This is a genomic window from Streptococcus sp. 29887 (assembly GCF_032595075.1).
Taxonomy (GTDB): domain Bacteria; phylum Bacillota; class Bacilli; order Lactobacillales; family Streptococcaceae; genus Streptococcus; species Streptococcus iners.
Genome location: NZ_CP118735.1, coordinates 818,311 through 837,951, shown reverse-complemented (window position 1 = coordinate 837,951; position 19,641 = coordinate 818,311). Strand labels below are relative to the sequence as shown.

Genomic DNA, 19,641 nt, shown 5'->3' with positions numbered 1-19,641 from the left:
TTTAATCTTTCCACATCCACATGGCATCCAAAAAGTCACTTGAAACTGTCACATTTTTAGCTTGTTGACCTTCTCTTTCTGCATTTTTAGCTTCTACCTGAGCGACACTTGTGATGCCTTCCCGACGCCAGTTGCGTAAAATAGCCTGGATGTATTTCCAATTGGTTTTATTGTTAAAAACAGCTTCTTTTAAGGCGGCCCGAACCAAGTCAACAGAAGTCTTATCGTCTTCGATTGTCTTCTGCAAGTCCTCAATTTCATAAGGCGACAAGAGGCGCCCCAACTCCCGTTCAAATTCACCGACCATAGTTTTCAAGTCATTTTCAGCTGGAAGGAATTGGACTACTTCTTTAGGAGCTAGTAATTCATCTAACTTTTCTAAGGCTGGAAAGGCATCGAAAATCATTTCAATTTCACCAGCAATGCTGATGGTCTTAAAGTCCAATAGGCCAGCTTCTTGCAAATTTTCAATAGACTGGTTGACCTGGGCAACAGTCCTGCCGATTGCCTGAGCAATCTCACTAGGAGCCAAGGCTTCTAGCGGCGATGTATTTTGATAAAAGAAAAATTGCCAGACCAAAAAATCATCTGCTGATGGAAAAAGCTCCTGATAATGAAATAAAATCGCTGCAGGAAGGACCAGTTGTCCCTGCCGAAATTGCTGTGAATAGTTCATATTTCCTCTTTATAGACTAAAGACTTGCTGAAAGGGCTGATTGCTCAAAGGTTTTCCAATCATAAGGTGTTTCCTGATAGACAGCATAGTTGACCCAGTTAGTAAAGAATTGGGCTGCTGGCAGGTTCCAGGACAAGGATGGTCTACTTGTAGGATCATCTTCCTTGAAGTAATTTTCTGGGACATGGGGATTTTTGCCTGCCAAGCAATCCCGCTGGTATTCTTTGGCTAATGTATCTCTGTCATATTCCAGATGCCCAAAACTATAGACTTCTCTCAAGTCCTTGCTAGCTAAAATTGACAATCCCACATCCTTGCCCTGTGACAAAATCAACAAGTCATCTAGATGGGCAATATCCTCTTCCTTGACCTCCGTGTAGCGTGAGTGTGGCGACCGAAATTCGTCATCAAATCCACGCATCAGAGAACAAGTGGGATAGGTTACCTCTTGACAATAAACACCTGATAATTTTCTTGCCATGGAGTGTTTTGGCACGCCATAGCGAGCATATAAACCAGCCTGCGCCCCCCAACAAATATGTAGGGTTGAATAAACATGGGCCTTAGACCATTCGAAGACTTGAACTAGCTCCTGCCAATAATCTACTTCTTCAAATGCTAAATTCTCCACTGGTGCCCCTGTGACAATCAAACCATCAAAAAACTCATCCTTGACCTGTTCAAATGTCTTATAAAATTGCTCCAAGTGATCCGAATGAGTATTTTTTGACTCATGACTTGCCATGTATAGAAATTCAACTTCTAATTGCAAGGGAGTATTTGCTAAAAGACGGAGCAGCTGAGTCTCCGTCACAATTTTCTGTGGCATGAGATTGAGAATTAAAATCTTGATAGGACGAATGTCCTGGTGACTGGCACGGACGCTGTCCATGACAAAAATATTCTCTTCTCTCAAAATATCTACTGCTGGTAATGATTTTTCAATTTTAATCGGCATAAGCAACCTCCTGAGTTTCTTATATTTATTATAAGACAGGTTGTTATGCAATTCAATTAGAATAAAATAAGTACCAGTTATAAGTTTTGGCTATAACAATCTTAATAATGCATCAAGACTTTATAGTCGTAATCACCGATTGCTTCGCGACCCTTGAGATCATCCAACTCGATTAAGAAGGCACAGCCTGCTACAACACCACCAAGTTTTTCAATCATTTCGATGGTCGCTTTGACAGTTCCACCAGTTGCCAACAAGTCGTCAACGATAAGAACACGTTGACCTGGCTTAATCGCATCCGCATGCATGGTCAAGGTATCCACACCATACTCTTTTTCATAGTCAGCTGAGATAACTTCGCGTGGTAATTTTCCTGGCTTACGAACTGGAGCAAAACCAATACCCAATTCAAAAGCAACTGGACATCCCACGATGAAACCACGCGCCTCTGGACCAACAATCATATCGATTTGCTTGTCAGTCGCGTACTGAACAATTTCACGTACGGCATAGCTATAAGCGTTGCCATCAGCCATCAAAGGACTGATGTCACGGAATTCGATACCTTCTTTTGGATAATCAGGAATGGTTGCGATGTAATCTTTTAAGTTCATTTTCATCTCTCTTTAAATTTTTAGTTTTACTCTTTATTATACCATGAAATTAGTTTTTGGTACATTTCAAATCTTATATCTTTGGCAAAACGCCTACCCAAGCTAGCTACAAGTACAGCTCTGCTATGTCCCTTATGGGAAAAATAGCCTTGAGAATTGAAATAGGATTGTTCCCAAGCTGTCTGATTAAGCTTGCTTTCATGCTTAGAAATACGAGTAGGTGATAGGTAGGTCCCAGCTTTAGACCTGATCATTTTCTTACGAAAAGAAGGGTCATGCGGACCAACCGGAGCCATGTCTAACTGGTAATGGCGCCGATTATTGGCTCTGGCATAGTTAAAGGAGGCGCCGTTGACCACGCCGTTTGTGGATGGTTTTACATCCAGTATCAAGGTAAATTGTCCATCTTGTGCCAGGATGAATTCGCTATGAAATCCAATCAAGACCTTAAGATTGATAGGTAGGATTTGCTTCTCATCCCTAGAAAATAATTGCTTATTATGCAGGCGGGCAGATTCCCTCAAACGATAGGACCAACCAGGCAGGCTAGCTAGGTAGGCTACCAAGGCCTGCCAATCTGATTTTCCTTGTCCATAGTGCTGACGCACCCAAGTCGCCTGCTGGTAGGAAATCAGATAGCGCAATTGATGGACTTGTTTGCCAAGTTCACTATTCTCCGCCAGATCCTGACCAGGAAAGGCTTTGTCAATTAAGTCAGCAAACAAGTGCCAGAAAAAATGGTGGGGAGGGCAGTTACCGTCCATTTTCTCTAGCAAGTCAGGCAGGTGGCTATGGTGTAGTTCTTCTGGAACTTCCAAGATCTCCATCATCTGCTCTAGCAAACTCAGTGCTTTTTCTTTGGTCATAGACCAACTTTCAGCCTTTAACAACTTGTAAAAACTGGTCGAGGCAAAAACCGAAAGCTCATCCATGAAGTTTTCGACAGATACTGGAATTTCTACTTTTGGCATTTCCAGTAAATCTTTAAGAAATGCCTTGTAAATCGCCTTCTCGGACCACCCTCTGCTCCTCAATACTGTCAAGGCTTGCCGGACTGGTTCAACTTCTTCCAAGGCTTCCAAGGCTTTTTTCCGGCGATTGATGTATTTAATTAACATAAAGATACCAAATAAAATCAGAAGAACGAGAATTACAGGCATCATCAAGCTTGACCACACAGCCAATCATAGATTTCCTGAACTGTGCCCAGTGCCATCAATTCTTGCTGGATAACCGTTTCTTTCAAGTCTTGGTAAATCTGACTTTCTGAGATTTCCCGTTTCTGTGCCTCCTTGTTGACCCGCATGACTCCATCCGTGATAGTAACAAATTCCAATTCTTGGAAAATTTGAATCATTTTCACTAACAGGGTGTCCTTGATTTTCAAGTAAGCAGCCAAATCTTTCAATTTATAGCGCACATCAAACTCATCAAACTGATAAATAGTCTTATACAATTTGGCAAATTGGTCCCGACTGCCGTAGCCATCCAGATAGTAAGGCTTGGCAATTTCGTTTTTAAAGTAAATAGCCTCAAATTCATTTTCTTGGAAATAGCTGCGCAGACTGCTGATGTCTTCAGGCAAACTTGCTAGAACAATGGCTTTTTCATCCGTCTTGGAATTGGCTAAATCCAAAACAGGAATACCGACTGGCAACTGGTGTTGTTTACCGCGAATATTATAGAGTTGGACACCATTGACCCTAGCATCTACCAGCATAAGCTGGAGACTTGTATTGCCATTCCACTTGTTAACAGAAAGAGTAACGGCTAATTCTAGGTCTTTAGCCTGTGAAAATTCTAGGGCTAGATTGCCCTTGCCAAAGGCCACCACATCAAATCCAGCTGCCCCTTTAGTAATACGAAGTTTGAGGTGGGCATTATTCTGCCCCATGGTCCGTGCAGATTCCACTTGGAAATCCTTGATATAGAAAATCGGCTTTTTATTATCCATCCCGTAGGGCGCTAATTTTTCAAAGGATTTTAGCGTATCAAGAGTTAGTTCTTCTAAGTCCAATTCTTCGTCTAAGACAAGGGAAGATTTGCTAGACAAGTCCAGCTTGTTCTCAATGATGTAGGCTGTCAGTGTATCGGCCAGCTGGTCCAATTTTTCCACTTCCAGGGTCATACCAGCGGCACCAGCATGGCCACCAAAGGCAATAAAGAGGTCTTGGTAGTCTTTGAGGGCCTGGAAAATGTCCACAGCCTCAACCGAGCGAGCTGAGCCCTTGGCTTTTCCATCTTCAATGGACAAAACTATGACAGGCTGGTGCAATTCTTCAAGCAAACGCCCCGCCACAATTCCTAGAACACCTGGGTTCCAGCCCTCTTTGGCCAGAACTTGAACGGGTCTATCAGAACGAAGCATGGACTTAGCCTCATCATAGATGGCTTGAACGACATCCTTACGCTCGACATTCTTACTGTCAATCATCAGAGCAATCTCATGGGCTTCTTCATCATCAAAACCAGTCAGAAGTTCGATGGCTGGATTTGGATCATCCAGACGTCCCAGAGCGTTCAATCTCGGAGCGAGTTGGAAACCAACAGTTTCTTCGTCAAGGCTATCCATATCAATGCCAGCTATTTTCATCAACTCTTGCAAACCAGCTCGCTCAGTCTGTTTGAGAAGTGACAGACCATACTTGACCAGGACACGATTTTCGTCTGTTAGGCTTACCATATCAGCGATAGTGCCAATGGCAACTAAGTCTAGCAAATCTGCATGAACCGTTTCAAGAAGAGCACAGGCCAATTTAAAGGCCACACCACAACCAGCTAAGTGTTTGAAGGGATAGTTTCCCTCTGGGTGTTCTGGGTGGACAATGGCATAGGCATTAGGAAGAGTTTCCTGCATGGAGTGGTGGTCCGTCACAACAACATCGACACCCATTTCCTGAGCATAGGCAATGGCTTCATGACCCGCTACGCCATTGTCCACCGTCACAATCAGAGAAATGCCCTGTTGCTCGATAAAATACTTGTAAACCGACTGATTGGGACCATAGCCATCTGTAAAGCGGTTTGGAAGATAGACCTGGACTTCTGCCCCCATTTCTTCCAAGGTTTCCTTGAGGATTGATGCCGATGTCATCCCGTCCGCATCATAATCCCCATAGATCAAGATTTGTTCATAATCTTCAATGGCCCGACGGATCCGCTCTACCGCCTTGTCCATATCGTGAAGTAGGTAAGGGTCGTGGAGATCTTCTAGGCTTGGTTGTAAAAAAGCTTGCAAAGCTTCCGCCGACTGAATACCACGTTCATAGAGTAACTTTGCAGCTATAGGGTCCAATCCTTCTTTTTTAGCGACTTTAATAAATTGTTCATCAGAAAAACCGGTCAATAATTTCCAGTCATAGTTGGGTTTTATCACGTTTTTTACTCCTTTAAACTGTCCTACTATTATACCATTTAAAATAAAAAATAGACTGGTAGAAAGTCAACCTAATCTAGATTTTCTACCTGTCTAAATTGTATTTATAATAATGGTGAAATAATATTCATCAAGGCACCAGCTAGACGCTTATACCAAGGATAGGTATTTTCAAAACCGACTAGGGTAATCCGTTCGGACTGGGCAAAGGAGTCTTCGAAATCCTGTAAAATATCTGCCAAAACTTGCTTGTGGTTGTAAACATACAAGCCACACTCAAAGTTGAGATAGAAAGAACGGAAATCCATATTGACCGTTCCAACAGTAGCCTTCTTATCATCTACCAAAACGACTTTTGAATGGACAAAGCCCGGTGTGTATTCATAAATCTCAATACCAGCTTCTAAATAAGTTCTAAAATCCATCCGAGCGGCCAGATAAGCCGATTGCTTGTCATAGATATGCGGCAATAGTAACCTAACCCGTACACCACGTTTAGCAGCATAAGTCAGGTTGTCTATCATCTCATCATCCAAGACCAGATATGGAGTCATGATGTAGATATAATCTGTTGCGGATTGGATCATATCCAAATAAACACGCTTGGCAACTTCGTCATTATCGAAGGGATTTTCACCGTAGGCCAGAAAATAGCCTTGACCAGTCACTTCTTCCACTTCCGCCTCACGCGCCGCTTTCAAGTATTTCAAATCATCCGTTGGCTTTTTCTCATTGTGGTTCCACATCTGCAAGAACATAAGGGTAAAGTTGGATACCGCCTCGCCCTTGACCATGATGGCTGCATCTTTCCAGCGACCAAAACGTTCTATCTTGTTAATGTATTCATCTGCAATATTGACACCGCCTGTAAATGCCACCTTGCCATCAATGACCGCAATTTTACGGTGGTCACGGTTGTTCTGAACGGTAGAAAGGGCGGGAATAATCTGAGAAAAAACCCTGGTCTGTATGCCAAAACTCCTCAATTTTTTATAGTAAAAATAGGGGAGATTGCTGAGCGAATTCATTCCGTCATACATAAATCGGACTTCTACACCTTGAGCCGCCTTTTCCTTGAGAATGTCCAAGATAGACTCCCACATAAAACCTTCATCAACAATGAAGTACTCCATAAAGATATACTGCTCTGCTTTTTTCAACTCCTCAAGAAGAGCTTCAAACTTGGCCTCGCCTGACGAAAAATAAACCGCATCTGTATTGGTATGAAGTGGATAACCAACATACTCGCTCATGTAGTGGGCCAGTTTCAGCTGCTCTCTGTCTTCTTTAGCCAAGCCATTCATAACCTTATCAGAAGTCTTTCCATACTGTCCCAATAAATTTGCCTGATGTTGAAACGTTTTACGGTAGCGACGGGTTTCAATGTTAGATTGGAGAATATAGTAAAAGAGGGCTCCAAAAACAGGAAATCCGATGACAAAAACAATCCAGGTCAACTTGAAACTGGCGTTCATTGGGCGATTGATGATGGAAATGGCTACAATAATAGAAAAAACTTGTAATGCCGTCAAGATAGCTGGGACATAGACTGCTAGTGAGCCAACCACCCAAACTATCGCAAAGACTGTCAATAATAAAAGGGCAAGAACTATAAAAACCCGACTATAAATAATTTTCCACAATTTTTTCATACTACACTCTCACGATGTTTTTTCCCATTATACCAGATTATAGTCAAATATCCTACTAATTATCGCAGTAGATTTCTCGCAGTTCTTACTTGAAAACAGCACCCCTATCTCCTACATCATAAAACACCGACATAGACCGGTGTTTTACTTATATATATTATCTGTCAAAATTTCTACGGTTTACCGTAACGTAAACCCATAGCATTGATAGCGACAATAACCGTCGATAGACTCATGAGCACGGCCGCCAATAAAGGATCCACCATAATGCCCATGCTTGGATAAAGGATTCCAGCAGCTAAAGGAATGGCAATGATGTTGTATCCTGCCCCAAACCAGAGATTTTGCCTCATTTTGCGGATGGTTGTCTTGGCAATGCTCAACATATCCAAGACTGCTGATGGATTGGATTGAACCAAGACCACGTCTGCAGAGTGGATGGCAACAGAAGTTCCTGCGCCAATGGCAAAGCCTAAATCTGCCGTCGCTAGAGCAGGCGAATCATTGACCCCATCGCCGATGAAAAGAACTGCCCCACGCGCCTGATAGTCCTTGACCAGTTTTGCCTTATCCTCTGGTTTAAGTTCAGCTCGGTAATCCTCTATGCCCAACTGAATGGCTACTTTTTGTGCGGTAGCTGGATTGTCTCCCGTTAACATCACAGGACTAATACCCTGCGCTTTCAAGCCTGCTACAAAATCTTTAGCATCTTCTTTTATCTGGTCGCCCAAGGCTACAAATCCCAAGACCACATGATCAGTCACCAAAAAACTCAAGGTTAGACCCAAATCAAGATAGGGAGCAATCACGTCCTGATCCACTGACAAACCTATTTCCTGCAGACCTCTGTAGGACATAATTTCATAAATCCTTCCATCCAAGACGCCTCGAATCCCACTACCAGGGATATTCTCAACCCGTTCTGCTTGATAGAAAAGTGGACCTGCCGCCTCCACAATCGAAAGGGCAATTGGGTGGGTTGAAAGAACTTCTAATGCTGCCATTTTGGCCAGCGCATCCGCTCCCTCAACCAAATCTTGACTGTGGCGAACTTGAAATTTTCCGTCGGTCAAGGTTCCGGTCTTATCCATCAAGGCAAACCGAATCTGGTTAACCTGTTCAAGAGCTGTTCGGTTCTGAACCAAAAGACCATTTTTTGAAGAAATCGTGGTCAATCGCGCCACAACAAGGGGAATGGCTAGACCAAGGGCATGCGGACAGGCAATGACAAAAACAGAAACTGCCATCATCAAGGCAAAGGCAAGATTAGCCGTCATGGTCCAATAAATAAAGGCCAAAATCCCCACAATTAAAGCTGCATAGAAGAGCCAAGAGGCTACGCGGTCAGCCATATTTTCAAGCTTGGATTTCTGGTTTTGCGCTTGACGGACCATTTCGGTCACCTGCGCCAAAAAGCTGTCCTTACCAAGACTGGTCACTTCCATTTCAAAGGGCATGTTTTGATTGAGCGAACCACCGAATACCCTATCCCCCGCCTCTTTTTTGACAGCTCGAGATTCCCCAGTAATCATGGATTCATCAATATGAGCAACACTCAAAATCTTACCGTCAGCCGGAATTTTTTCATTTTCCTTGACTAGGAGGAAATCCCCAATCTGTAAGTCCTCTACAGCAACATCTGTCCCATCCTTGAGATGGGCTTTTTTCGGAATGAGAGAGGCCAAGTCTTTCAGGGCATCCCCTGCTCCCATAACCGCCTTCATTTCAATAATGTGCCCAATCAGCATAATGACAATCAGCGTAGACAACTCAAACCAAAAGTTCATGCTTTCTTGTCCCAATAGCGCTAAAATTGTTGCATAAACTGAGTAAAGATAGGAAACAATAATCCCCATGGAAATCAAGGTCATCATTGCAGGTTTTTTAGCTCGTAATTCCCCTCTCGCTCCGTTAAAGAAAGGCGTACCTGAGTAGAAGAAGATAATAGAACCTAGTATCAGCTGGACAAGTTCAACACCCGGAAAACGTAAGAGAGTGAAACCTGCAATTGGAGAAATGGCCAGTAGGGGAATCATGACTGCCACTGCCACCTTGAGCTTTGTATTCATATCCCCCATGTGCATCATGTGCCCACCATGCTCCATCATGTCATGGTCATGCCCTTGGTGATGCTGATGAGCATCATGAGTATGATGAGAATGATGACTGACGTCAGAGCTCCCTACATGATGATGGTCGTGATGGACGTGATGGTCAGAATGATGATTGGCGTGAACCCCCTCTTCATGAGGATGCTCCTGCTGATGAGAATGATGGCTGGTCTGACCAACTTCCTCAGAATGCATCATATGTTGGTGTTCCTGCTTATTTTCTTTTGAATGGTTCATAAGATAACTCCTATTTCTGTCTACATTTGTAATCGATTTACAATTATAGTTTACACTTGTAGTCAAAAAATGTCAACCGATTAGATCAAAAAAACCTAGAATGGCATTAATCCATCTAGGTCATATTATGTGTTCACTTTTCTTTATTTCAAATTAAAGACCGTACTGGCCAGATAATCAGCCATTCTCGGAAAAAGAGTATATAGCTTATGAGCAGCTGCTAGTGACCAAGGCAGGTTGACCTCACGTTTCTTGGTTCCCATAGCCGCGACAATTTTCTTGGCAACGTAATCGGGTTGTAAGAGAAAGGCTTTCACACTCTCTTGATAGGATCCATCTGGGTCCGCTTGGTCAAAAAAGCCTGTCGCAATAGGACCTGGATTGACTGTCGTCACCGCAACGCCATACTTAGCTAACTCTAGCCGTATCGTATTTGAAAAACCAATAGCAGCAAACTTGGTTGCTGAATAAACGGATGATTTGGCCGTTGCTACTAGACCAGACATGGAGACAATATTGATGATCTGACCAGACTTTCTAGCCTTCATCCGCTTGCCAACCAGCCGACATAGAGTAATGAGGGCAAAGGTATTGATGTCAAACATAGCTTGGACCTGCTGGCTAGAGAAATTCTCAAAATCATCGTAAATCGCATAGCCAGCATTATTAACCAGAATATCAATCTGCCCATACTGGCTATCTAGCTCCTCAAAGAAAGCCGTCAGAGTCGCCTCGTCACGAATATCCACATCAAACACAGCCTTTTTCTCATGATAGGCGTAGAGTTGTTCGATTTTGTCCACGTCGCGACCCAGCAGAATCAGAAAATCATCTGCCAAGAGGGGAACCATTTCCTGCACCAAACCACCAGAAGCACCTGTTATCAAAATGGTTCTCATAGTTCAATTTCCTCCAAGTCCTTGACCACATGAACTTCTTCAAAAATGGTCTTAGCATCGCGTCGTAGCTGACTAACATCCTTGGCCAAGAAACGCGGACTGATATGATTGAGCAAAAGTCGCTTGGCTCCCGCCTCACGCGCCACTTCTGCCGCCTCCATATTGGTTGAATGTCCATGCCGACGCGCCATCTTTTCATCGCCCTTACCATAGGTCGCCTCATGGACCAAGACATCCGCATTGACCGCAAGTCGCACACTGGTATGGCATTTGCGTGTGTCTCCCAAGATTGTCACAACCTTACCCGGACGTGGTGGCGATAGATAATCACTGGCAATGATTTCACGACCGTCCTCTAGGGTAATATTCTCGCCATTTTTGATTTTTCCAAAGAGGGGACCAAAGGGTACACCGGCCGCACGGAGAGCATCCGCATCCAGCGTTCCCTCCAAATCTTTTTGCATGACGCGGTAGCCGACACATGGCACCGTGTGATCCAGCTTGTCTGCGAATACCGTAAATTTGTCCGTCTCAAGAACCTTGCCAACTGTCTCTACGTCAAACTCATGAAAATGAATGCGGTAAGGCAAGCGGGAACCTGACACTTTCAGACTGGCCAAGACAAAGGAACGAATGCCCGTCGGACCATAAATTTCAATATCCGTCTGCTCCTCACTAGACTGGAAAGAACGGCTGGACAAGAACCCGGGCAAACCAAAAATATGATCGCCATGCAGGTGAGTAATGAAAATCTTAGCCACCTTGCGCGGACGAATGGTTGTTTCAAGGATTTGATTTTGCGTTCCTTCGCCACAATCAAAGAGCCAGACCTCATTGATTTCGTCCAAGAGTTTCAAGGCCAAGCTGGACACGTTTCTTGCCTTGGAGGGCTGACCCGCCCCCGTACCTAAAAATTGAATTTGCATTGTTTACTTTCTAATGTTTTATATATAAAATTGCAGAGCGACCCGACCAGACATAGTAATACTGACCAGAATAACCTTCCGCCACTTCCACCACTTCTTCCTGATTAAGACCTGAAATCTTGACCAAGCCCTCTGCTGTCGCAACTTGGGTCAAAAGGTAGTCTGTTTCAACTTCCTCTAACTTGGCTTCCTCAAAGGGATTGACTTTCATGAAAATCTTGCCCTCCTCCACAAAGACGACATAGTGGGGAAAGACTTGGGCGATTTCAAAGAGCAAACTTCCTGTCACTTCCTCTACACCTTCCGAAAAAACCTGGGCAAGACCGTCAGCCGACACATAGGCAAATCCGAAAGACTTACCAGATAAATTCAGGCGGACAAAGGGCTTGTCTTCAGCAAAGCTGGGTTCTTTTGGAAAAAGGCAGAGCTGCTGAGATAGAGTGAGATAATAGTCCGTCGCCTCTTCTGCCCCTTGTTTCTGGTAGATTTCCGCAAAATAGGCATTGATAACTGAAGGCGGTGGCGTGATAAAATCTAGTTTTTGTTGGTCAGTCATACCAGCTAATTTATTCGCCAGATAGACCTTGTCAAGACTGGTAAAGCCACCGTATTTGATTGCCAAATCAAGATAATCCGTCATAAAATTCTTCCAACTTCCATTTATTGCTGGAAGCGATATAGCCTGATACCACTTCCACATCCTCTTCATAAGTCCGATTTTCAATCAGAGCCAGAGTGGCCAAATCATGCAATTTATAAGATTCAGCAAGTGGCACCCTGACCTCAAATCGTTCAAACATGGTCTTAATCTTGGCCAAGACCATCATCTGTATATGGCCTTTGGCATTTTCATCCTTAGCGGACAGCATGACATGAGGAAACTGACTTGGGGTAAAGCTGTCATCGGTCTTGTCCAGCTTGTTATACAGAGCCAGGCGAGGAATGTCCAGCATATCCAAGTCCTTGAGAATGTCTAAGACCACCTGTTCCTGCTCACTGTGATTGGGGTCAGAGGCGTCGATGACATGGAGCAAGAGGTCCACATTCATGGACTCCTCCAAGGTGGACTTGAAGGCTGAAATCAACTCAGTCGGCAGGTCCTGAATGAAACCAACCGTATCGGTCAAGGTCACGTTGAACTTGTCAGCCAAGTTTATCTGCTTGGTCGTGGCATCAAGTGTGGCAAAGAGTTCGTCGGCCTCGTACTGTCGCTTGTCGGTCATGGCATTCATGATAGTGGATTTACCAGCGTTGGTATAGCCAATCAAGCCAATCTTAAAGACGCCTGATTGCAGGCGGCGTTCACGGACAGTCGCTCGGTTTTTCTCCACCGTTTTGAGTTGGCGTTCAATGTCGTGAATCTGGTTGCGGATGCTCCGTCGGTTGAGCTCCAACTGGCTTTCACCTGGTCCACGAGAGCCGATTCCCCCTGCCTGACGGCTAAGCATAATCCCCTGACCAACCAAACGAGGTAACATATACTTGAGCTGGGCTAGGTGAACCTGCAGTTTTCCTTCGTGACTCCGTGCCCGCATGGCAAAAATATCCAAAATCAACTGCATACGGTCGATGACTTTTACTCCTAAAATCTCTTCCAGATTGACATTCTGGCGAGGTGTCAGTCGATTGTTAACAATGACGGTATCAATTTCGTCAGCTTCGACCATCTGGGCAATTTCTTCTAGTTTCCCTGAGCCGACAAAGGTCTTGCTGTCGTATTTTTCACGTTTTTGAGTGTAGACTCCCTTTACCAGAGCGCCAGCCGTCTTAGCAAGACTTGCCAACTCCTCCATGGACATGTCAAAATTATCTGTCTGCTGTAGTTCCACTCCAACCAGGAGGGCACGTTCTTGTTCTTTCTGGGTTTCAATCATTTAAAAATTCCTCCACGGCGGTGAAAATCTGCGACTTGTAATCTGGCTCGCCTACTGAATAAAAGGGAACCTGCATGCGATTTCTGAACCAAGTCAATTGGCGTTTGGCAAAGCGGCGGCTATTTTGCTTGACCTTATCAACTGCTTCTTCTAGCGAAAGCTCACCTGCAAAATAAGGGAAAAACTCCTTGTAGCCAATTCCCATAGCAGCTTGGGCTTGAGGGTGTTCTTGGTAGAGCCAGCTGACTTCATCTAGTAAGCCCGCCGCCATCATCTTATCCACGCGCTGATTGATGCGGTCGTAAAGGACCTGTCTGTCATCCGTCAGGCAGATGTAAAGTGGCTCATATCCTGACTCTGTATTTTCTAAGTTTTTGCCAAATTTTTTCAACTCTAACCCACGAATGATTCTCCGTCGGCTGTTTCCCTCGATTGTCAAACCTACCTGCTCTGCCATTGTTTCCAAATCCTCGTCAGACAAGCAGTCGAGTTCCGCCCGATAAGCAAGAACTTGCTCCTGGTCAACCAGACCGCCCAGGTGGTAGCCTTCAAGCAAGCTCTGAATGTAAAGCCCTGTCCCACCCACGATAATAGGCAACTTGCCACGACTTTTAATGTCAGCAATCAGGGCCCTGGCTTCTGCTACAAATTCATAAGCCGAATAGCCCTCGGTCACATCTCGGACATCAATCAAATGATGAACCGCAGCAGCCTGCTCTTCAGGACTAGCTTTTGCCGTACCAATATCCAGTTTGCGATAGACTTGCTGGCTATCACCGCTGATAATTTCTCCATTGTAGCGCTGGGCCAAGTCTATGCCAAGGGCAGTTTTTCCTACCGCTGTTGGTCCTATGACCACAATTACTTTAGTTTTCATCTTTTTCCTTGAAAATATTTTGTTTTTTCGCTAAAATCTATTATAACACAAGTAAAGGAGAATTCACTATGGCTAAAGGTTTTGGCAAAGGTTTCTTGACGGGTGTTCTTTCTACGGTTGCTCTCGCGGCAGGGGCTATCTTCACCGTTCATAAAACAATCATCGAACCAGAAGAAAAGAAAGAAGCTTTCATCGAGGAAAATCGCAAAAAAGCTGCACGTCGCCGTGTGGCACACTAAAAAGCTGGTAACTATCCAGCTTTTTTGTTTACCAAAAAATCCCTTAGAAGCTCTGCTATTTCCAAAAGGAACATAATAGGCTTTCTAAGAGATTTCACTTATAATATAATATCTTCTTTTTCAATCAGGACAATGGTCCACATCATGGCTAGGGTCACAAGGGCTAGTGCCATGATAAGAGGGAGCCAGCTATTAAATAGTGGATAACTGTATCCCAATAAACCTGGACCAAAGGCAGCAATCAAGTAGCCCCCAGTCTGCACCATACCTGATAATTGAGCAGTCGCCTGGCTGTTGCTGGTTTTCAGGGTAAAGCCCAACATCATATAAGGGAAAAGAGCTGCATTTGAGAAACTCAAAATAATGTGCAGGGCTGTCCAGAGTATAAAATGCTTAGGTAGAACAGCCAGCAAAGCAAGACCTAGAAGGGTAGCTGAGGAAGTTATCAACATGATATTGCGGCGCATTTCCTTGGTCTGACGAGAAAGGATAGCTGGAATAATCATGGACATAGGGATGGCAGTCATATTAAAGAAACCTGCCATCAAGCCTGCCTCAGCCTTACTGAAGCCAACTGACTGGGAAATGGTCGGTAACCAGGTAATCTCTGTATAGTAGAGAACTGATTGTAGACCACCAAAGAGTAGGAAGATAAGGGCAGCTTTATTCTTCCAAATAGACCGGGTCTGCTGGCCCTGTTTTTGGTTTTCAAAACGATGATTATTACGAATATTTGGTAACCAGAGCAGAAAGGCTAACAAGACTACAGCTGTTATCAATAGGATAAATGTTTGCCAAGAGCTTGCGGATACGATAGGAACTGCGACCATAGCAGCCACCGTCGCAGCTACTCCCATCAAGGTAATATAGATGGTGGTATAAAAACCAATTTTCTTAGGAAAATTAGCCGTGACCAGACTGGGCAAGAGAACATTGATAAAGGCAATAGTAGCTCCAACAAGCATAGTACCTATGTATAAAGCAGGTAGATTCAGTACCCGCATCCCTGATCCAACAACCATGACCAAGAGGACCATGGCCATGAGTTTCTCCATACCAAATCTAGCAGCTAGGCGAGGAGCTAGGGAAGAACAGAGGGCAAACATAATCAAGGGAATAGAGGTCAATATACCTAGAGAACTGACCTCTACTCCCAGACCAGCAGCTACATCTGTCAAGATAGCAGGAAGGGCTGTAAAGGGGGCGCGCATGACCACACCCAGCATGACAATACCTGCCACTATAAATGGTGATTGTTTTTTCATTATTTTCTCCCAAATAAAATCGTTCGGATTTCAGCAATTCTGATTATATCACACTTGACAAATGATAGAAAGTTATTTTTATTTTTTCAAGAAAAACCATGGTCAGACCATGGTTTTAACATTTTTTATTAGGTATTATTCATCAAAAGAGTTGAAATCGAAGCTCCCTAGCGGTTTCCAGGTCAAGCCGATGTTTTCACTTTCCTCTTCGGAAGTTGAACCTGTAAATTCACCGAAAATATCGGACAGCCATTCTAGGTCTTCATCGGATAGTTCCACATCTTCTTCCTCAACACTTTCACTAGGCAAAGCTTGTTCTTCTACAGCTGTGTCTGTAGGTTCTGAAACTGGTCCACTGGTTGTTTCATCCGTTACTGATGGGATTTCTTGCACTTCTGTTGGGTTTGTTGAGCTATTTGAAACACTCTCCTCTTCTGCACCTTCGACAGTTATTGGAGCGACCGCTTCTGCCTCAACAAGCTCTGTAGGACTGATTGCCTGTTCAGAGCTTGAGCCAGTTTCTGACGAAGAGTTTTCTTCAACTGCTTGTGATAAGCTGGATGGACTTTCCTCCTTGCTGTCACTTTCATGGTCATGGATTGGATCTGATAAGCTTTCAGGACTATTCTGACTGGTTGGACTGACTAGTCCTACACCTTCTTCAATTGCTGGAACAGAACTTGTCTGCCCCGCTTTTACCAGAACTTCCTCAGGCAAACTTAACGGATTGACAAAGAAATCTCTAGTTCCTTCGACAAACATATTCATTTCTAGACGGTTCATCTGCATGATTCCATAGTCATCTGACATTTCAAGCTGCTGATTGATTTGCCTTTTTACATCATTGGCAACGGCAATACTGCTGGCAATTAAGTCTTCTGCCAAAGAAATTGGACTAGTTGCCAATTCCCTTCGCACAACCAAACCATAGATTTGATTGATGAGGCGAGCCGCTTCCTGACGAGTAGGTGCTTGAAGATAAGGGCTGTCAATATGAGTAAGCAAGTAATCCATGTATTCCATCAAACGAATTTCTGCTCGGTCTTGGAAGTGCTGAATTTCCTTCAAACTATGGGAAATACTTGCTAACTCACGCTCGTCCCCCTTCAAACTTGCCTGGTTAATCCGCTCAACCCAGGCGGTTTGTGAGGTCTGGGTGCCAGTTAGATTTGTTTGTCTAAGCAAAGTCAGTAGCTCTTGATAGGTCTGATTATCCGTCACATGACCAGGAGAGGTTACTGGTGTGTCATTCTCTGTTTTCTCCACAATTTCAGGGAAGGTCATCTGTCTAGTAAACATCTCACGGATATCTCCCACAAATGCCTCCATGAATGCCCTGTTTTCCTGCAATTTTTCAGAGGCAGGACTGGTTTGGATAGGGTAGGTCTGATTAGCTGCCTTGGCCAAATGGAGTGCAACTTTCAAGTCAACCAGTTCCTTGGACAAGTCCAATGGCTTGATGGAACTATTGCCACCCAAGGTCGCTTGGAACAAGCGATCCAGTGTGCTCGCCAATCTTTCTTGCAAATCAGCTGGTAAATACGGCTGATCCAACTGACTAAGTAAATAATCCATATACTCCATAGCTGTGATATCTGGACGGTCTTGGAAATGTTTCAATTCTTGCAAGAGGTGTTCCAGGTTGAGCAAGGCCTGTCTGTCCTTATCCTGACTGGCTTGGTTGAGTTGACTAGTCAGGTCTTCCTTATTGACAGGTAGGTTGCTGGTATCAAGCAAGCGAATCTGTTCAAGTATGGATTGATAGAGTGGGTCCACTTGTTCCTCTGTATTGCTAGTAGTTTCTTTTAGGATATGAACCTTTTCAAATTGCTCCAACATAGCTAGATAGCCCTTGGTCGAATTGGTTACCAGGTCATCCAGATTGCTAGCAAAGTCGTCCAAAGCTCGCTCGATACGACGGTATTCCTTGCTACTTGTTCCATACTTTTCAGCTGCCACTTGACGCAAACTTTCAAGCTGACTATCTACAGTCGCTCGGTCAAATTCCCCCTCCTGATAGCTACCTGAAATAGCTGGCAATTTATTAGCAAGATATGGCTCAATGCCCTCCACAGCTTGAATATGCAAGACATGGTCATGGCTTCCATGTGGCAGGATGAATTTCTTGTCACGAATGATGAGTTTAGACGGTGCGATACCTGTCCGCTTGGCTACCGCCAAAAGCTCCGCTTCAAAGTCCGTTTCCGGATCACCAGTCACTTCAGGGATAATCAACATGGACCGTAAAATCACATAAGGATGGACATGGGTCGGGTCATAGGCATGGCTTGGGTCGTTGAAACTAAAGGTGGTATCAGAAACTCGGATGGCTTCTTTTGGCACACCATAGACCTTGGAAATGTAATCAATTTTTCGTGTCAAGTCCTCTTCACTTTCAAAAGGTTTGGTTAGGTCAATATTCTTCAATAGCACCAGATGGTCATGGTCGCCATGGGGATACATGAAGGCCTGACCTTGTGGCGTATCCAAAAGCGTAATGGAACCGGCCGGCAAACCGAGGGCTTGGGCCAGGTAGTTCCGCTTGGCTGTGACCTCATCCGCCACAATCTCCGCTGTCGGAGCAACAGGTGCTGGACTTGCTGCTGGTGACTGGCTGGAGGTACTTGGAACGGCTGCTACTTCCGTTTTTTCCACTGGTTTTGTAACCACATCGGTGAGGACTGCTGGAAGTGGTTGAATTGGAGTAGCTTGACTAGATTGATCTTCTAGCAAATAAGCCCACTTAGAAGTTGCCACTTGCTCCCTACGCAAAACATGGATATGCCCCTGGTGTTGAATGAGCAAACCAACCGCATTCTGACCGATAAGCCCACTTCCATCAAAGAGAAAGCCATCGCTAGTCGGATAGTCAATCCCAGCAATCCCTTGACGAGAAACCACAGACGCTGCTTGATTAGCACCTGCAGTAACTACTGGAACTGGTAGGCTAGCTATTGGGGAAACAGGTAAAGTCACCAAGTGATTTTGCATAACCGGTGCTGCCACTTTCGAACTAGCAAACTGGCTAGCACCTGTATGAACAGGATTTCCCACACTTCCACCGACAGTTTGTTTCAAAATATAATGGTAATGATCTCCATGGCGAACTGTATAGCCATTAGCATCCTCAGCTACAATATCAGCAGGGTTGAATTGATAATGGTCCTGACCAGCCTGACTGGATGACTGACCTGATGCACTATTTTCCTGTTTCTTGGTCACATCAGCTCCAGCTGGGATAAGGTACTCCCACTTACTACCTTTCAAGTCACCATAAAAGATAAAGTGACTGTGACCATTATGCTCAACGATAATGCCCGTATCCGTCTTGCTTGAAATTTGCTTGGCATCGCTCAATAAAAAACCGTCGCTGGTTGGTCTATCAATCCCGGCCACACCTACTAGATTGGTCGATGACTGTTTTTGCTCTTCATGAGCATGGTCATGGTTGTGATCGTGTCCATGGTGGTCATGTTCAGGATTATTTGCCGTTAATTTCCGCGCTTCCTCTAAAGTGACAAGACCATCTCCAGTCTTCTTAGGATAATAATAGACCTTGCCCTTCACTTGAATGATATAACCTGTCCGTACCTTGTACAAGACATCTTTTTCATTGAATTGGTAGTTCTTATCCTCTAACAAGGTTTCCTTCAAAAACTTGGCATCATAGGGAACCGAACCTTTTTCCAGGTGCTGATGGTCACCATGAATAAGGACATAACCATCCGTTGTTAACTCAGCAACAACATAGACTATTTCCTCTTTCTGAACCTGTTCCTGCTTTACTTTTTCACTAGCAACTTGTTGAGCTTGTTTCTGCTGGCAAGCCAACAAGGTCAAACTACACAAGAGGGTAATGCCTGTCAAGGCAAGATTTCGTTTCTTCTTCACAATACTCTCCTTCTATAGATAACAAGTATTTTACCAGTAAAGTATA

General features: G+C 44.3%; 15 protein-coding genes. 1 reads left to right on the top strand and 14 read right to left on the bottom strand.

What is annotated here, in order from left to right; translation table 11 throughout:
* Position 1 precedes the first annotated feature (1 nt).
* From PW252_RS04310 to miaA, 12 genes are all read right to left on the bottom strand, one after another.
* A complete protein-coding gene (locus tag PW252_RS04310; RefSeq protein WP_248049546.1) occupies positions 2–676 on the bottom strand; it encodes a DnaD domain-containing protein in 675 nt (224 codons plus the stop codon).
* A 16-nt stretch (positions 677–692) separates the two neighbouring features.
* The gene (metA, locus tag PW252_RS04305; RefSeq protein ID WP_248049544.1) at positions 693–1,634 is read right to left on the bottom strand and encodes a homoserine O-acetyltransferase MetA; all 942 of its coding nucleotides are present in this window, start codon (positions 1,632–1,634) and stop codon (positions 693–695) included.
* 101 nt (positions 1,635–1,735) lie between these two features.
* Positions 1,736–2,248, bottom strand: a complete 513-nt coding sequence (locus tag PW252_RS04300) for an adenine phosphoribosyltransferase (protein WP_044690593.1) — start codon at positions 2,246–2,248, stop codon at positions 1,736–1,738.
* A gap of 26 nt (positions 2,249–2,274) precedes the next feature.
* Positions 2,275–3,366, bottom strand: coding sequence for a DUF3114 domain-containing protein (locus tag PW252_RS04295; protein WP_248049542.1), 1,092 nt, complete (start codon positions 3,364–3,366; stop codon positions 2,275–2,277).
* 44 nt (positions 3,367–3,410) lie between these two features.
* A complete protein-coding gene (recJ, locus tag PW252_RS04290) occupies positions 3,411–5,624 on the bottom strand; it encodes a single-stranded-DNA-specific exonuclease RecJ (protein ID WP_248049540.1) in 2,214 nt (737 codons plus the stop codon).
* 104 nt (positions 5,625–5,728) lie between these two features.
* Complete coding sequence (gene cls / locus PW252_RS04285) at positions 5,729–7,276, bottom strand: cardiolipin synthase (RefSeq protein ID WP_248049539.1); 1,548 nt, start codon at positions 7,274–7,276, stop codon at positions 5,729–5,731.
* 173 nt (positions 7,277–7,449) lie between these two features.
* A complete protein-coding gene (locus tag PW252_RS04280; RefSeq protein ID WP_248049538.1) occupies positions 7,450–9,624 on the bottom strand; it encodes a copper-translocating P-type ATPase in 2,175 nt (724 codons plus the stop codon).
* Between the two features lie 143 nt (positions 9,625–9,767).
* Positions 9,768–10,523 (bottom strand): SDR family NAD(P)-dependent oxidoreductase, encoded by a 756-nt coding sequence (locus PW252_RS04275; RefSeq protein ID WP_248049537.1) that lies wholly within the window; start codon positions 10,521–10,523, stop codon positions 9,768–9,770.
* A complete protein-coding gene (rnz, locus tag PW252_RS04270; RefSeq protein ID WP_105110466.1) occupies positions 10,520–11,449 on the bottom strand; it encodes a ribonuclease Z in 930 nt (309 codons plus the stop codon). Before rnz ends, PW252_RS04275 begins: the two co-directional genes overlap by 4 nt.
* 10 nt (positions 11,450–11,459) lie before the next feature.
* Positions 11,460–12,089: a cystathionine beta-lyase gene (locus PW252_RS04265; protein WP_248049536.1), complete on the bottom strand. Its 630-nt coding sequence runs from the start codon at positions 12,087–12,089 to the stop codon at positions 11,460–11,462.
* Positions 12,073–13,323, bottom strand: a complete 1,251-nt coding sequence (gene hflX, locus PW252_RS04260; RefSeq protein ID WP_015646651.1) for a GTPase HflX — start codon at positions 13,321–13,323, stop codon at positions 12,073–12,075. Before hflX ends, PW252_RS04265 begins: the two co-directional genes overlap by 17 nt.
* Complete coding sequence (miaA, locus tag PW252_RS04255) at positions 13,316–14,200, bottom strand: tRNA (adenosine(37)-N6)-dimethylallyltransferase MiaA (RefSeq protein ID WP_248049535.1); 885 nt, start codon at positions 14,198–14,200, stop codon at positions 13,316–13,318. The genes hflX and miaA overlap by 8 nt, the downstream gene beginning before the upstream one ends.
* A 68-nt stretch (positions 14,201–14,268) precedes the next feature.
* On the opposite strand from miaA, the gene PW252_RS04250 reads away from it, so the two are divergent.
* Complete coding sequence (locus PW252_RS04250) at positions 14,269–14,439, top strand: DUF3042 family protein (protein ID WP_044688996.1); 171 nt, start codon at positions 14,269–14,271, stop codon at positions 14,437–14,439.
* A 98-nt stretch (positions 14,440–14,537) separates the two neighbouring features.
* Here the strand turns inward: PW252_RS04250 and PW252_RS04245 are convergent, their stop codons facing one another.
* Together PW252_RS04245 and PW252_RS04240 are read right to left on the bottom strand one after the other, a co-directional pair.
* Positions 14,538–15,704, bottom strand: a complete 1,167-nt coding sequence (locus PW252_RS04245) for an MFS transporter (protein WP_248049533.1) — start codon at positions 15,702–15,704, stop codon at positions 14,538–14,540.
* A gap of 135 nt (positions 15,705–15,839) precedes the next feature.
* A complete protein-coding gene (locus tag PW252_RS04240; RefSeq protein WP_248049531.1) occupies positions 15,840–19,595 on the bottom strand; it encodes a pneumococcal-type histidine triad protein in 3,756 nt (1,251 codons plus the stop codon).
* Positions 19,596–19,641 lie beyond the last annotated feature (46 nt).

What these genes read in the sequence shown, in the direction of transcription:
- hflX (WP_015646651.1), bottom strand. Translation starts at nt 13,323, where the DNA reads ATGATTGAAACCCAGAAAGAACAAGAACGTGCCCTCCTGGTTGGAGTG.
- PW252_RS04275 (WP_248049537.1), bottom strand. Translation starts at nt 10,523, where the DNA reads ATGAGAACCATTTTGATAACAGGTGCTTCTGGTGGTTTGGTGCAGGAA.
- PW252_RS04245 (WP_248049533.1), bottom strand. Translation starts at nt 15,704, where the DNA reads ATGAAAAAACAATCACCATTTATAGTGGCAGGTATTGTCATGCTGGGT.
- cls (WP_248049539.1), bottom strand. Translation starts at nt 7,276, where the DNA reads ATGAAAAAATTGTGGAAAATTATTTATAGTCGGGTTTTTATAGTTCTT.
- PW252_RS04250 (WP_044688996.1), top strand. Translation starts at nt 14,269, where the DNA reads ATGGCTAAAGGTTTTGGCAAAGGTTTCTTGACGGGTGTTCTTTCTACG.
- rnz (WP_105110466.1), bottom strand. Translation starts at nt 11,449, where the DNA reads ATGCAAATTCAATTTTTAGGTACGGGGGCGGGTCAGCCCTCCAAGGCA.
- PW252_RS04265 (WP_248049536.1), bottom strand. Translation starts at nt 12,089, where the DNA reads ATGACGGATTATCTTGATTTGGCAATCAAATACGGTGGCTTTACCAGT.
- PW252_RS04295 (WP_248049542.1), bottom strand. Translation starts at nt 3,366, where the DNA reads ATGTTAATTAAATACATCAATCGCCGGAAAAAAGCCTTGGAAGCCTTG.
- PW252_RS04280 (WP_248049538.1), bottom strand. Translation starts at nt 9,624, where the DNA reads ATGAACCATTCAAAAGAAAATAAGCAGGAACACCAACATATGATGCAT.
- miaA (WP_248049535.1), bottom strand. Translation starts at nt 14,200, where the DNA reads ATGAAAACTAAAGTAATTGTGGTCATAGGACCAACAGCGGTAGGAAAA.
- PW252_RS04310 (WP_248049546.1), bottom strand. Translation starts at nt 676, where the DNA reads ATGAACTATTCACAGCAATTTCGGCAGGGACAACTGGTCCTTCCTGCA.
- PW252_RS04300 (WP_044690593.1), bottom strand. Translation starts at nt 2,248, where the DNA reads ATGAACTTAAAAGATTACATCGCAACCATTCCTGATTATCCAAAAGAA.
- metA (WP_248049544.1), bottom strand. Translation starts at nt 1,634, where the DNA reads ATGCCGATTAAAATTGAAAAATCATTACCAGCAGTAGATATTTTGAGA.